This is a genomic window from Streptosporangium lutulentum, from assembly GCF_030811455.1.
Lineage (GTDB): Bacteria > Actinomycetota > Actinomycetes > Streptosporangiales > Streptosporangiaceae > Streptosporangium > Streptosporangium lutulentum.
Genome location: NZ_JAUSQU010000001.1, coordinates 2234923 through 2248811 on the forward strand (window position 1 = coordinate 2234923; position 13889 = coordinate 2248811).

Annotated in this window: 11 protein-coding genes; 4 read left to right on the forward strand and 7 right to left on the reverse strand. The window is 71.1% G+C overall.

Features of this window, described 5'->3' with window-relative positions; translation table 11 throughout:
• Positions 1–239 precede the first annotated feature (239 nt).
• From J2853_RS09495 to J2853_RS09505, 3 genes are read right to left on the reverse strand one after another with little or no spacing between them, the layout of a single operon-like run.
• Positions 240–1019, reverse strand: coding sequence for an ABC transporter permease (locus J2853_RS09495; RefSeq protein ID WP_307556617.1), 780 nt, complete (start codon positions 1017–1019; stop codon positions 240–242).
• Positions 1016–2584 (reverse strand): ABC transporter permease subunit, encoded by a 1569-nt coding sequence (locus tag J2853_RS09500; RefSeq protein WP_307556618.1) that lies wholly within the window; start codon positions 2582–2584, stop codon positions 1016–1018. The genes J2853_RS09495 and J2853_RS09500 overlap by 4 nt, the downstream gene beginning before the upstream one ends.
• The gene (locus J2853_RS09505) at positions 2581–3525 is read right to left on the reverse strand and encodes an ATP-binding cassette domain-containing protein (protein ID WP_307556619.1); all 945 of its coding nucleotides are present in this window, start codon (positions 3523–3525) and stop codon (positions 2581–2583) included. The genes J2853_RS09500 and J2853_RS09505 overlap by 4 nt, the downstream gene beginning before the upstream one ends.
• Before the next feature lie 109 nt (positions 3526–3634).
• On the opposite strand from J2853_RS09505, the gene J2853_RS09510 reads away from it, so the two are divergent.
• Together J2853_RS09510 and J2853_RS09515 are read left to right on the forward strand one after the other, a co-directional pair.
• Complete coding sequence (locus J2853_RS09510; protein ID WP_307556620.1) at positions 3635–4822, forward strand: HAMP domain-containing sensor histidine kinase; 1188 nt, start codon at positions 3635–3637, stop codon at positions 4820–4822.
• Entirely contained in the window at positions 4819–5487 is a 669-nt protein-coding gene (locus tag J2853_RS09515; protein WP_307556621.1) for a response regulator transcription factor, read from the forward strand. The genes J2853_RS09510 and J2853_RS09515 overlap by 4 nt, the downstream gene beginning before the upstream one ends.
• Positions 5488–5573: 86 nt before the next feature.
• On the opposite strand, the gene J2853_RS09520 is transcribed toward J2853_RS09515, so the two are convergent.
• From J2853_RS09520 to J2853_RS09535, 4 genes are all read right to left on the reverse strand, one after another.
• The gene (locus J2853_RS09520) at positions 5574–6185 is read right to left on the reverse strand and encodes a dihydrofolate reductase family protein (protein ID WP_307556622.1); all 612 of its coding nucleotides are present in this window, start codon (positions 6183–6185) and stop codon (positions 5574–5576) included.
• Between the two features lie 190 nt (positions 6186–6375).
• Complete coding sequence (locus tag J2853_RS09525; protein WP_307556623.1) at positions 6376–7107, reverse strand: SRPBCC family protein; 732 nt, start codon at positions 7105–7107, stop codon at positions 6376–6378.
• A 352-nt stretch (positions 7108–7459) separates the two neighbouring features.
• Complete coding sequence (locus J2853_RS09530) at positions 7460–8134, reverse strand: hypothetical protein (RefSeq protein WP_307556624.1); 675 nt, start codon at positions 8132–8134, stop codon at positions 7460–7462.
• 240 nt (positions 8135–8374) lie between these two features.
• On the reverse strand, positions 8375–8995 hold the full coding sequence (locus J2853_RS09535) for a helix-turn-helix transcriptional regulator (protein WP_307556625.1): 621 nt from the start codon (positions 8993–8995) through the stop codon (positions 8375–8377).
• A gap of 471 nt (positions 8996–9466) precedes the next feature.
• Here J2853_RS09535 and J2853_RS09540 point away from each other — a divergent pair, with 471 nt between their 5' ends.
• Together J2853_RS09540 and J2853_RS09545 are read left to right on the forward strand one after the other, a co-directional pair.
• Positions 9467–10924, forward strand: coding sequence for an SGNH/GDSL hydrolase family protein (locus tag J2853_RS09540; RefSeq protein WP_307556626.1), 1458 nt, complete (start codon positions 9467–9469; stop codon positions 10922–10924).
• 127 nt (positions 10925–11051) lie between these two features.
• Positions 11052–13856, forward strand: a complete 2805-nt coding sequence (locus tag J2853_RS09545; RefSeq protein ID WP_307556627.1) for a helix-turn-helix transcriptional regulator — start codon at positions 11052–11054, stop codon at positions 13854–13856.
• Positions 13857–13889: the final 33 nt, after the last annotated feature.

Here is a 13889-nt window from a genome sequence, read left to right on the forward strand (position 1 = left end):
AGCGTCACCGTCCCGAGATAGATCAGCAGACGGGACGTCTGCGATCGATCTGCGACGAGCATCAGGTAGACGGGGATACCGAGGGTGCCGAAGCTCGTGCTGTCGATGATCGCCAGAGCGGCGAGGGTGAGCAGTAAGCCCGTCGTCATGTGTCGATTATTCGATCGAAGGCCGGATCGTTCCTCCTTCCGGATGCCGAATCCGGCGTACACCCAATGGCCTACACACTCCGGGGCTTTTCACCCCGCGTCGCGAAGCCGTAGCGAGAGCCCGCCACCCAGAAGCGCCGCGACGGCCCATGCGGCGAGCACGCCGAGGCCCGCCCACGGGCTGAGGGGCAGGCCGGACAGATGGGTGGTCGCCTGGACGGTGAGTCCGGCGTTCATCGGCGAGATCTGCCAGAGGAGCCGCTGCCAGCCCGGATCGGAGACCATGAGGATGACGATCGGGAAAAGGTAGAGCAGACCGAGCACGGTCCCGATGGCCGCCGCGGAGTCCCGCACGGCGACGGCGATGCCGAGGCTGAGCAGGGCGACGAGCGCGAGATAGAGGACCGACCCGGCGGCCGCGCGAAGCGTCGGTCCGTCGGCCAGGGACAGCGGCGGTTGGCCGTGGGCGGGGATGAAGCCGTTGCCGGGCAGGATGAGCCGCCCGGCCAGCACGGACGTGAGCACGGCGAGGGTGCCCGCGGCGAGTGTCAGGCCGGTCAGGACGGCCGCCTTGGCGGCCAGGACGGTGGCCCGGCGCGGCGTCGCGGCCAGGGTGGTGCGGATCATCCCGGTGCTGTACTCGTCGGTGATCGCCAGTACGGCGAGGACGGCGACGATCGCCTGGCCCAGCTGAACTCCGAAAAGGCTGAGCTTGACGGTGTCGTGGTCGCAGCCCGCCGGCGGGCAGGACACGGTGGCGGTCGCGGCGGCGCTCAGCGCCACGGTCAGCGCGACGACGGCGAGCAGCAGCCGGCCGGTGCCTGGCATGGTGCGTAGTTTGGTCCACTCCGCGTGCAGTTGTTGTCTCACGCGTCTCTCCTGCGGAGCTGGAGGACGGCCAGGACGAGGGCGAGTGCGGTGTAGCCGCACAGCACGGCGAGGCCGGTCCACGGCGCCAGCGGGTAGTAGCCCGCCTGGGGTACGTAGTGGCCGGTCACGTGCGCGTACTCCGGGATGCTCTGCTGGATCGCGAAGCCGGCGGCCGGGGTGAGCCGCAGCAGCCACTGCGCCGCGGTCTCGGGCAGGACGGAGACGGTCGCGAGGACGTGGGGGACGACGATCACCATGATGGAGGTGATGACCGCCGCGACGCTGCGCCGGAACACGGCGCCGAGGGCGAGGGCGAGGACGGCGGCGACGGCGAGCAACGCCGCGACACCGGCGACGACGCGCGTTTCGGTGAGCACCGTCACCGGGAGGACGTAGTTGCCGTTGGAACGCAGGATCTGCTCGCCGACCGTGACCGTGACCGTGGCCGCGGCCAGCCCGGCGACGAAGGTGACCGTGCCGATCACGAGGGCCTTGGCCGCCAGCGTTCTGCCGCGCCGCGGACCGGCGGTCAGGGTGGTGCGGATCATTCCCCGCCGGTACTCGGCGGTGATGGACGTCACCGCCACCACGATCACCAGGATCAGCCCGGTGAGCACGCCGGTGAGGGTGCGCTCGACGGGCTGGCCGTCCATCAGCGGCGCGATGTCTCCGGTTCCGGTCACGGTGAACGTGCCGCCGGACTCCCGCACCCCGTTCGGACGATGGTGGCGTTCCCAATCGGTCGTTCCCGCGGCTCCCACGGCCTCGCGGTTCCACCCGCCGCCGGGCGCGTCGCCCCGCAGGTCGACGTGGTCGAAGACGGCGGTGGCCTGGGTGAAGCGCACCTGCTCGATGCTCCCGCCGAGATCGGCCTGCTTCACCGTCAGGTCGCCCGGGGAGGTGACGAAGAGCCCGACCTGCACCGTGGCGGGCAGCCCGTCCAGGTGAGCCGTGCCGACCTCGGTCCACCGGGTGCCGTCGGCCGACTCGTGGCCGGTGAGCGTGTCACCGGTGCGGGTCAGCCGCAACCAGCGCGGAGACGCCGTCGAGACGCCGCCCGGACGGCCGGCGGTGTCCTGGGTGAAGTTGTGCTGCATCCGCACTCCGTGGCCGCCGGTGACCATCACCGCCGCGTAGGCCGATCCCTGCCGCGTGCCCTCCTTGACGATGAGCCCGGCCTTCGCCCACGGCACGACGCCGGGGACGAGCTCGTCGTGGTTGGGCGGGGGATAGGTGATGATGCCGGTCAGCGAGGTCACCCGGACGGTGATGCTGCCGTTTCCGGCCAGCGACCGGTGCATGAAGAAGAACCGGTCCTCCACCGCTTCGCCGTCCGGCCCCACCGGAACAGCGGGACAGGTGACCTCGACCGGACCGATGCCGCATGAGGCGTGGCTGCCTGACGCGGAGACCAGCCCGAGCAGCACGACGACCAGCGCCGCGGCCACCAGGCCGATCACCCAGCCGCGAACCGTCCGGAACTTGGTCCACTCCGCGCGCAGCAGGTGCGCGAAGCCTTCGCGCTCGATCCGCGGGCGGTGCGGGGTGGGGGTGCCGGCGGTCATCGTGCCGCCTCCTGCCCGGTGGCGGCCCCCGCGGCGGCGCGGAACTCGACCGCGTCCCGAGTCAGCTCCAGATAGGCCTCCTCAAGCGTCGCGCGATGCGCCGAGACCTCGGAGAACGGCACCGCGCTCCGGTTGAGGAGCGTCACGACGCGCGTCGCCTCCAGTCCGGAGACGGTGAGGGTGTCGTGGCCGGCGACGGCCACGGTGGCACCGGCGTTCGCCAGCGCCGCCATCGCGGCGGGTCGCGCCGTGGTGCGCAACGTGACCCGGTCGCGGGACGCGGCCGCGATCAGGTCGGCCACGCCGGTGTCGGCGACGACCCGGCCGCGCCCTACCACCACCAGATGGTCGGCGGTGTCCTGGAGTTCGCTCATCAGGTGGCTGGAGACCAGGACGGCGCGGCCCTCGGCGGCCAGCGACCGCAGGAGGCCGCGTATCCACACGATGCCCTCGGGATCCAGGCCGTTGGACGGCTCGTCGAGCATCAGCACAGGCGGGTCGCCGAGCAGGGCCGCGGCGATCCCGAGCCGCTGCCGCATGCCCAGGGAGAAATCGCCCGCCCTGCGCCGGGCCACGGACCGCAGTCCGCTCTGCTCGATCACCTCGTCGACCCGCCTGGCGCCCAAGCCCTGGGAGTGGGCCAGCCACAACAGGTGGTTGCGGGCGGTGCGGCTCGGCTGCAGCGCCGAGGCGTCCAGGAGCGCCCCGAGGCGGCACAGCGGCCGGCGAAAGCCGGTGTACGGTCGCCCGCCCACCAGCGCGCTGCCCTCGTCGGCCGCGTCCAGGCCGAGAATCACCCGCATCGTGGTGGATTTTCCCGCGCCGTTCGGGCCGACGAACCCGGTGACCTGTCCCGGCTTCACGGTGAAGGACATCCCGTCCAGCGCGACGGTCCGGCCGAACCGCTTGCGCAGCCCGGCGACTTCGATGGTTGCTTGCATGCGTTCGGTTCTACGGAGCCGGTCATAACGTGGGCCGAACGCGGGCCGTCATGTCGTTGTTAGGTGCGGGACGGCATCCTGGAAGCAGGCACGGAACGGGAGAGGACCGATGAGGAATCCGCGACGCCTGGCGCTGCCGGGCCGCACCGTACGGCTGCGCTTCACCGCCCTGTACGGTGTTCTGTTCCTGCTGTCCGGTGTCGGACTGCTGGCCGTCACCAACCTCGTGGCCCTCGGATCGTCACGAAGCACGGTGCCGGCGGAGAACGCCCAGCTCCGGCAGCCCACGCTCGCGGCCGCCCAGGAGCAGATCGGCCTGCTCCAGACCCGGCTGTCGGAGATACATGCGGTCCAGTCGCGTCAGCTCCTGGTCGGCTCGGCGGTCGCGCTCGCCGTCATGGCCGTGGTGTCGGTCGTGCTGGGCCGGGTCGTCGCGGGCCGGGTGCTGCGCCCGCTGCGGACGATCACCACGGCCACGCGGCGGATCTCCGCCGACAACCTGCACGAGCGGCTGGCCGTACCGGGCCCCGCCGACGAGGTGAAGGACCTGGCCGACACCATCGACGGGCTGCTGGAACGCCTGGAGAGCTCCTTCGCCGCGCAGCGCCGATTCGTCGCCAACGCCTCCCACGAACTGCGCACCCCGCTGGCGACCATGCGGGCGTCGCTGGACGTGGCCGTCGCCAAGCCGGAACCCGTACCGGCACAGACGATCGCGCTCGCCGACCGGATCCGCACCGAACTCGACCAGGTCGACCGGCTTCTGGAGGGCTTCCTCATGCTCGCCCGCACCCAGCACGGCGCCCTGTCCGACCGCGCGACGATCTCGCTCGGCCGCGTGGTGTCCGCCGCCCTGGACGCCCGAGCCGCCGACATCACGGCCGGGAGCCTGACCGTCCACGACGGCGACGTCCACGACGGCGCCTGGACGCGGGGGAGCCGCACGCTCCTGTCCCGCATGGTCGACAACGTGATCGACAACGCGGTCGTCCACAATCACGACGGCGGCTGGATCCGGGTCGCCACCACATCCGACGGCGGGACGGCGCGGCTCGTCGTGGAGACGGGCGGCCACGTTCTCGACCAGGAGCAGCTCTCGCGGCTGGCCCAGCCGTTCCAGCGGCTCGGTGCGGACCGGACCGGCTCCGGCAGCGGCTCCGGGCTCGGACTGTCGATCGTCGCGGCCGTCGCGACGGCGCACGGCGGCGACCTCGACCTGCGTGCCCGGCCCGAGGGCGGCCTCCGGGTCGCCGTCTCCCTGCCCCTGGCGGATGCGCGGGCGGGGGTTTCGGCGTGAGGGTGCTGGTGGTCGAGGACGCACGCTCCCTCGCCGCCGTCCTGGCCGAGGGCCTGCGTGATCAGGGCATGGCGGTGGACGTGGCGTACGACGGCCGGCAGGCCGCGGCCAAACTCGACCTCAACGCCTACGACGTGGTCGTCCTCGACCGCGACCTGCCGGGAATCCACGGCGACACCCTCTGCCGGATGATCACTGACCGCGATGACCGCGTCATGGTCCTGATGCTGACCGCGGCCGGCGCGCCCGGCGACCGGGTCAGCGGCCTGACCCTGGGGGCCGACGACTACCTCGCCAAGCCTTTCCACTTCCCCGAGCTGGTCGTACGCATTCGCTCCCTGGCGCGCCGCCGGCCCTTCGCCCGCCCCCGCACCCTGCGCGCGGCGGGCGTCGAACTCGATCCCCTGGGCCGCACCGCCATCCGCGACGGCCGCCGGCTGGATCTGTCGGTCAAGGAGTTCGCCCTCCTCGAAGCCCTCCTGCGCGCCGTCCCCGCCTTTCTCAGCACCGAGGATCTGCTCGAACAGGTCTGGGACGAGCACGCCGACCCGTTCACCAACACCGTCACCGTCACCGTCGGCCGCCTGCGCCGCAAACTCGGCAGCCCTTCGATCATCACCACCACCCCCGGCGTCGGCTACCGCATCATCGACCCACTCGATTAGGAGACGACCTCCAGGGGGCAACGACGGGGCTTCGCGGGGCCTTGAGGGCGGGCGGTGCGGATCGGGTGCGGCGATTGCGGGCGCGGTCAGTCCAGGGCGAACGACCCTGTGGCGATCTCGCCTGCCGGCTCGTACGTACCGATCATGACGCCGGTGGTGGAGACCGTGCTGTCGACGAGCTTCAGCCCGGAGGGAAGGGTGCCTTCCGGGAACAGGCGTTTGCCCGACCCGATGACGAGGGGGAAGACCCACAGGCGGTACCGGTCGACGAGGTTGTGGCGCAACAGCGTCTGGATCAGGTTCCCGCTGCCGTGAACCTGCAGCTCCGGCCCGTCCTCCTGCTTGAGCGCCGCGATGCCCTCGGCCACGTCTCCCTCGATCAGGACCGACCTGTTCCACTCCAGCGTGGGGCGACCCCGCGACGCGACGTACTTGGTGGCGTCGTTCAACGGCTTGGATCCGGCCTCCTCCGGGACGTGCGGCCAGTGCGCGGCGAAGATGTCGTAGGTCTTGCGCCCGAGGACGAGGTCGAACGGCTTGCCCATCACCTCGCCCATGACCTGGTTCATCCGGTCGTCCCAGTAGTTCACCGACCAGCCACCGTGGGTGAACCCGCCGGTGTCGTCCTCTCCGGGTCCGCCCGGTGCCTGCATGACCCCGTCGAGGGTCAAGAAGGTGTTCAGGATCAGTTTCCTCATCTTCTGTGTCCTTTCGATCGGATCCGCTTCATGCGGATGGTGTTCCGGCACGGCACCGCGTCGTGCCGTGCCGCGGCGAACGCCGGGTACGGGCTCAAGGGCAGGTCCCGCTCCCGGTTCCGTGCCGGAGGCGAGTACCGGAACGAGCGGGTGCACGCCGGGTCGCCGCGGGCTGATCGGGACGGGCCGGTCAGCCGAAGCGTTCGGCCACCCAGCCGTCCCACGCGGCCTGCTCGTCGCGGCCCGCGAAGTTCTGGTGGCCGAGCACGAGGACGTCGCCGCGGTCGGTGCCGGAGTGGATGAACCGGTACAGGCCCTCGTCCGTCCGGACGCCCAGGTTGACCGGCAGGTTCGCGTAGTAGACGACCCCGGCGGAGCCGTCGGGAAGCCGGACGGCGTCACCCTCGGCGACGTCCGGCGTGACGTCCAGCGACTCTGTGACGATCTTCCAGATGGTGTCCGGGCCGCCCGCTCCGGGCCGGAAGGCCGTGGTGACCGACGGGGTGCGGCCGGTGAAGTACGTGAGGTACTGCTTGAGAGTCTCCAGGTAGATGGGCCAGCCGGCCTTCATCGCCTCGAACTCGGTCTCCCAGTCGTCGCCGAGCATGCCGTTCTGCACGATGCGCAGCACGGTCGTGCCGCCGCCACGCCCCTCGATGAGGTACTCGATCGCCATGAACCGGCCGTCGGGGGCCTCGGCGCCGCGGGTCACGAGGCGGGTGCCCGGCTCGTAGGCGGTGATCGTGGCCTTCTCGGTGTGGCCCGGCATCGTGAGGTCGGCGGGACCGCCGACGGACGTGCCGAGCTCGGTGCGTCCCATGAACCAGGAGTCGACGCCCGGCCCGGTCGCGATCGCGTCCCAGACCTGCTCGGGCGTGGCGCCGAACTCGATCTCCTGACTCAACTCGAACGGGTGCGTCATCGGGTTTCCTTCGTGCTCGGGTGGACGGCGGCGACGATTCGGTGGTCGCGGCCGTGCTGGGCGGCGGCCGGGTCCTCGATCACGGCGACTTCCTGCATGCCCAGAGATTAGCGCCCGACAAATTTTTTTGTCAAGGAAGAGTTGGTTATCGGTACTCCGCGATGCGCCGACATATATCGGCGCGGCGTCGAACGACACGGCTCCGGAGAGGACCGGCCGACCCCAGCGGACGTGCGTACCGGTGCGTGGTGATCTCGGGGGCGGCTGCGGAAGTACAAAGCCGGACAGGCCGGAGCGGTATGGGCCGCTCCGGCCTGTCCGGCCTGCTTGCTAGGGGAGGATCAGAGGTTCACTACTTCGGTTGCACGCAGAAGCGTCCACCGCATCCGCCGATGCCGCCGCCGGGCGAGCGGGGGGCGAGGTCCTCATACCGGATGACGTTGCCGTTGGGCATGACGATGTCGGTGGCGGCGGTGTCGCCGTTGCTCGCGAAGATGTCCTCGTAGATCTCCCAGACCTTCTTGGCGAAACCGAAGACCTGGCCCCAGTCGACGCCGTTGTTCCAGTGAACGATCTGCACGGCGTAGGTGCGGAGGGCGAGGTCCGGTGTCACCTGGCCGGTCCAGTTCTCGGTGCGGCTGGAGTAGCCGAAGGCGGTGCCGTTGACGCCCCAGCAGTCGCCGCCCACCGTGGCCAGGGCGCCGCCGTCGCGGTCCATGAGGATGGCCTTGGCGCACAGGCGCACGCCGGTGAGCCACACGCCCGACTGCACGGTCGAGGTCCCCTTGACGCTGCCGTCGTCGTAGACCTCCGCCCTGGTGTCGATGGTCTTGTTCTGGTTGTTGGCGTGCCAGGAATGCTTGCTGTTCTGCGCCACCAGCGTGGCCGCGTGCGCCGACGGCGCGACCAGACCCAGCCCGGCGAATGCCGTCACCATCACCAGCAGGCCGCCGAACAGTCTCCTGGCCATCGCCTTCACATCCCGGCGAAAGCCCGGAACGTCGTTTCTGAGAGCGGGGGATCGCATGCTTTCTCCATTGCCTTGGGATCGACCCCCTCACTATCAAGCTTCGTATTTCACCAGCTCAATGAGGGAAATTACGTACGTGTCGCCAAACCGGCGATCGTGTGGCAGTTCTCCGCGAACCTCGGCCCGGATGTCTGTCAGCACTCACCGTAGATCGGGATGACGGACCGGTTCCCGCGCATACGAACCCGCGAGATCCGGCAGGCGGCCGCCTCCGGTGGCCGAGATGGATCGCGGCGTTCACCCGGCCGGCGTCAGATCTGGACGGGCGTGGCCCGTGGACGCGCCGAAGACGCGCAACGAGGCTTCGGTGCGGTTGCTCACGCCGAGCTTGGCGTAGATGTTCCCGAGGTGTTTCTCCACCGTGCGAACGCTGATCCGCAGGACCTGTGCCGCCTGCGCGCTGGTGCGGCCGTTGGCGACGAGCCAGAGCACATCGGACTCGCGTGGGGTGAGGCCCGGACCGCCGATGGGCGTCGGCCCTTCCCCGCCCGACTCCGAGATCAGCAGGGCCGCGCTGCCGTGATGCCGGAACAGCCGCACGGTGAGACGGCGGGACCCGTGCGCCGTCGTGTAAGGCTGCGACGGCCGGCCCGGGAGAGGGACGCGGAGCTGCTCGGCCAGCCAGGCGTTCAGCTCATCGGGCAGCACGTCGCCTTCTCGCGCGGATATCCGGAAATACGTCGCCAGCAGCAGCCGCGCCGCTCTGTTGACGACCCGGACCTTGCCCATCGGACCGATCAGCACCACCCCGTACGCGGTGTCGTCGATCCCGTCCAGCGCGGCCAGCGCGGCTTCGAACCAGGAATGGGCCGCCGAGGCCGCGGACAGGTGAGCCGGATACGGCTGAGTGATCGTCACCGGCCTCTGCCCGGCATCGGTGAGGTCGTGGCCGCCGGCCGACGGGACAGATCGTCCGAAGCCGGAGACCCGGCTTCGCCCGGTGCGCGGAGTGGTTGGGTGGGATCGGTTTCGCGTAGCCCTGACACTCGGCAAGGCTACGACAGGGTGATCTTTAGCTATCATACGTAATTTCACTGATTATCAGGTGCGAGCGAAATACACCTGAGTCAGAGACCTGGACTCGCACCCGCCCGGCTGAACTCCTGGTCGGAGACCACCGGCCGACCGCCTCCGGTGTGAACGTTTCACGACCGCGGAGGGCCGCGCGCCAGGTACGGAGGCCACCGTACGGGGGCGTGGGCGAACGGCGTTGACCACGTGATCGCGAGTACGTACGTTGCCGCTGAAACATTCGGTGATCAGGGCCGAATGTTTCGGAACGGATCCGTCAACAGCCCTGCCGATGGGAGATTCCCGATGAGGCGCTTCGTGTCCGTGGTGCTTGCGGTGTGGCGTGAGGCCCGCCACCGAGACCGGCGTCGTGCGCCGAGCCGGTCCGTGCCGGTCGCCGGAGGGCCGTACGCGCAGGGCACGACCTCTATCCTCAGGGTGGCGGCCGTGGTGGCCGTCGCGGTCGCCGTCACCGCGGCGTCGCCCGCGCTCGGTGCCATGGGCGCGCGGAGCGGCGAGGGGACGCCCGGCCCCGTCGCGGGAAAGGTGACGCCCAAGATGGACGGGCACTGGGTCAACACCTGGGTGTCGATGCCGCAGCTGACCGAGCCGGGCAACATGCCGCCGGCCCCGTTCACCCAGGACGACCTGGTGCTGGCCGACAGCACGCTGCGGCAGACCGTTCGCACGTCCGTCGGCGGGCGGCAGATGCGGCTGCGCTTCTCCAACGCCTTCGGCGGCACGGCACTGCCCATCACCCGGGTGTCGGTGGCGCTCCCTGCCGGTGGCCAGGCCGGCGTCAGCGCCATCAAGGCCGGCACCTCCCGGCCGGTGACCTTCCACGGGAAGCCCTCGGTGGTCATACCGGTCGGGGCGCAGGCCGTCTCCGACCCGCTGAACTTCGAGCTGGCCCCCGGCTCCAACCTCACGGTGACGATCTATCTGGCCGAGGGGCAGAAGTCCGTCGACATCACCTCCCACCCCGGCTCCCGGACCACCTCGTACATGGTGGCCGGTGACCACGTCGACGCCGAGGACCTGCCCGGAGCCACCTCCACCGCTCACTGGTACTTCCTCAGCGGACTGGAGACGTGGTCCAAACGCACCACCGCGGGGGTCGCCATCGTCGGCGACTCGCTCACCGACGGCAGAGGCTCCACCACGAACGGCAACGACCGCTGGCCGGACCGGCTGCTCGACCGGTTGCAGGCCCACCCCGGCACCGGTGACATCGCGATCCTCAACCAGGCGGCCGGCGGGAACCGGGTGCTCAACGACGGCCTGGGTCCCAACGCCCTCGCACGGCTCGACCGCGACGTCTTCGCGCAGAGCGGGGTGAAGTGGCAGATCGTCTTCGAAGGCGTCAACGACCTCGGCACGGCCGAGGCCACCGAGGCCGCCCAGAAGCAGGTCGCGGCCGACCTGATCGCCGCCTACGACCAGATGATCATCCGGGCCCACGCCCACGGCATCCGCGTGTACGGTGCGACGCTGACGCCGTTCGGGGCCAACGAGATGTACGACGACGCCCAGGGATACCGGGAGGCGGCCCGGCAGACGGTCAACCAGTGGATCCGCACCAGCCGCCGGTTCGACGCGGTGATCGACTTCGATCGGGCGGCCCGCGACCCGGCCGACCTCCGGCGGTTGCTGCCCGCCTACGACGGCGGAGACCACCTGCACCTCAACCCGGCCGGCTACAAGGCGCTCGCCGACGCCGTCCCGGCCCGGCTGTTCCGCGACGAGCCGCTTCCGCGGGGGTTCGGCTTCGATTAGACGAGTCGTCACGAGGCCACGCGTACCGGTCGCACCCGGTGGCGTGGCCGGGCGGATTCCGCTCGGGCGGTGGGCTCAGGGGACCGTTCCGGCGGGCGGGGGGACGGTCACGGGTGATGCTGGTTGAATGATCACGTCATCGACCGCCGAAGGCCGTCACGCCGGGCATTCCAGAAAGGTCCACATGGTGATCAAGGGGCGGGACGAGGAGCGTGCGGCACTCGAACACCTCATCGCGGAGATGCGCGCGGGCGTCAGCGGGGTCCTCGTGCTCCGGGGTGAGGCCGGTATCGGCAAGAGCACCCTGCTCGACCATGCCACCCTGGTCGCGGGCCGGGCCGGGGGCGTGTCCGTCCTGCGGGTGACCGGAGTCGAGTCGGAGGCCGACTTCCCGTACGCCGCGCTGCACCGGCTGCTCATTCCCCTCCTGAAGGAGCCGAACGGGCTGCCGCCCTCCCAGGAACGGGCACTGCGGGTCGTGTGCGGCCTGGAGGAGGGACCGGTCGCCGACCGTTTCCTGGTCGGGCTGGCGACGCTGACGCTGCTGGCGGAGGCCGCCACGCGGGAGCCGCTGCTGTGTTGCGTGGACGACGCCCAATGGCTCGACCGGGAGTCGCTTCACGTGCTGACCTTCGTCGGCCGCAGGGTCCACGCCGAGGGGATCGGCCTGCTGTTCGCCGTTCGCGAGGGCGGCACCGGCCTGGAGGACCTGCCGGTCACCGAGATCACCGGTCTGGAGGAGCGGCACGCACTCGAACTCCTGCGTTCGGTGGCGACCGGCCCGCTCGACACCCGCGTCGCCGTACGCATCGTCGCCGCGACCACCGGGAACCCGCTGGCGTTGATCGACCTCGGCCGGGAGCTGTCGTCCGATCAGCTGCTGGGCGGCATGTCGCTGCCCGACCCGCTGCCCGTGGGCGAGCGGCTGCAGGATCACTATCTCCGGCAGGTGCGAGGGCTGCCTCGGGAGACGCGGACATGGCTGCTGCTCGCCGCCGCCGAACCGGGTGGCGACCTCGGCCACATCGGACGGGCCGCCGAGTCGCTGGGGATCGAGCCCGAGGCCAGCGGCCCGGCCGAGGACCTGCGGCTGCTGACGCTGCGGGCCACCGCCGGCTTCCGGCACCCGCTGATCCGTTCCGCCGTGTACGGCGGCGCCACGAGCGTGGAGCGGCGACGCGTCCACACCGCACTGGCCGCGGCCACCTCCCGGCCCGCCGACGCCGACCGGCGGGCCTGGCACCTGGCCGCCGCCGCGGTGGAACCCGACGAAGGCGTCGCCGCCGAGCTCGAACACTCCGCGGACCAGGCCGGCGGACGCGGCGGCTACGCGGCCCGCGTCACCTTCCTGAGCCGGGCGGCCGAGCTGACGCCCGAAGGCCCCCGCCGCGTCGAACGAACGCTGGCGGCGGCCGAGGCCGCCTTCACCGCGGGAGCGCCGCTGCAGGCGCAGACCCTGCTGGACGGCATCGACGCCGCGACGATCGACGACATCGGCCGGGGCCGGGCACTGGTGGTGCGCGCGGGCGCGCTGATGGCGCTGGGCGGTGAGGGAGCGTTCGCGCAGGCGCCCCTCCTCTGTCTGAACGCCGCGCTCGCCTTCGGCGAGAAGGCGCCGGACCTGGCCCGTGACGCTCTGCTGGACGCGGTCGAGCACACCATCCGCGCCGAGCACCTGATCCGGGACACGACGCCGGCCGAGATCGCCCGGGCCGCCGAGGACCTTCTGGCGCGCACGGACACCCCGACCGTGCGCGACCTGATACTGCGCGCCTTCGCCGTGCTGGTCACCGACGGCTATGAGCAGGCCGTTCCCCACCTGCGGCGGGCCTCGCGGGCGCTGCTGGACCCCGAGACCTCCGAAGAGCACGTCCTGCGCCGCTACACCGGGGTTGTCACGATGTCCATGCTGCTGTGGGAGGAGGACCTGCACAACGGCATCATCGACCGGGCGGCCGGCATCGCCCGCAGGACCGGTGCCCTGTGGCGCCTGGACACCGCCCTGTACTGCGCGGCGATGTCCCAGACCAACCTCGGCGAGCTGGTCGCGGCCGACGGCCTGCTGCTGGAGGGCCACCAGATCCGCTCGGCGATCGGTGCGACCGACGAGGTGTGGGCGATCTACCGGCATCCCGAGCTGCTCGCCTGGCACGCCGAGATCGACGGCCTCCCCGAGATCCTGCAGGGGTCGATGCAGGCGGCCAACTGGCTGGGCGTCGGCGCCGTCGAGTCGATCGGGCGCATCGGCCTGGTGGTCCTGGCGTTGGGCCGGGGCGACTACGCGCAGGCCCGTACGCTCGCCCACGACCTGATCGAGTCCGACACGATGGGTGTGCACTCCCGGGTGCTTCCACACCTGGTCGAGGCGGCCGTGCGCTCGGGCGACCGCGTACTGGCGACGGCGACGCTGCACACGCTGGAGTCCCGGGCGAGGGTGGCAGGCAACCCGTGGGCGCTGGGCCTGCTGGCGCGCTCGCAGGCCCTGCTCGCCTCCGCGGACCACGCCGAGCCGCTCTACCGTCAGGCGATCGACCTGCTCTCCGGGACGCGGGCGCGCTCGGACCTCGCCCGCGCCCACCTGGTGTACGGCGAGTGGCTGCGGCGGCAGAAGCGCCGCAGGGACGCCCGTGACCAGTTGCGCACCGCCTTGGCGATGTTCGAGCGGATGCGGGCCGCCGGATTCGCGGCGCGAGCCGCCCAGGAGTTGTCGGCGACGGGGGAGACCGCCCGGCGCGGGACGGCCGACACGGTGACCGTCCTCACCCCGCAGGAGCTCACGATCGCCAGACTGGCCAGAGGCGGCGCGACCAATTCCGAGATCTCCGCCCAGCTGTTCATCAGTGTCAGCACCGTCGAGTATCACCTGCGGAAGATCTTCCGCAGGCTCGGCGTCACCTCGCGGCGGCACCTCGGCCGATCCCTCCCCGACTGATCGCGGTGACGACCACGCGCAGGTCCGGGGCCG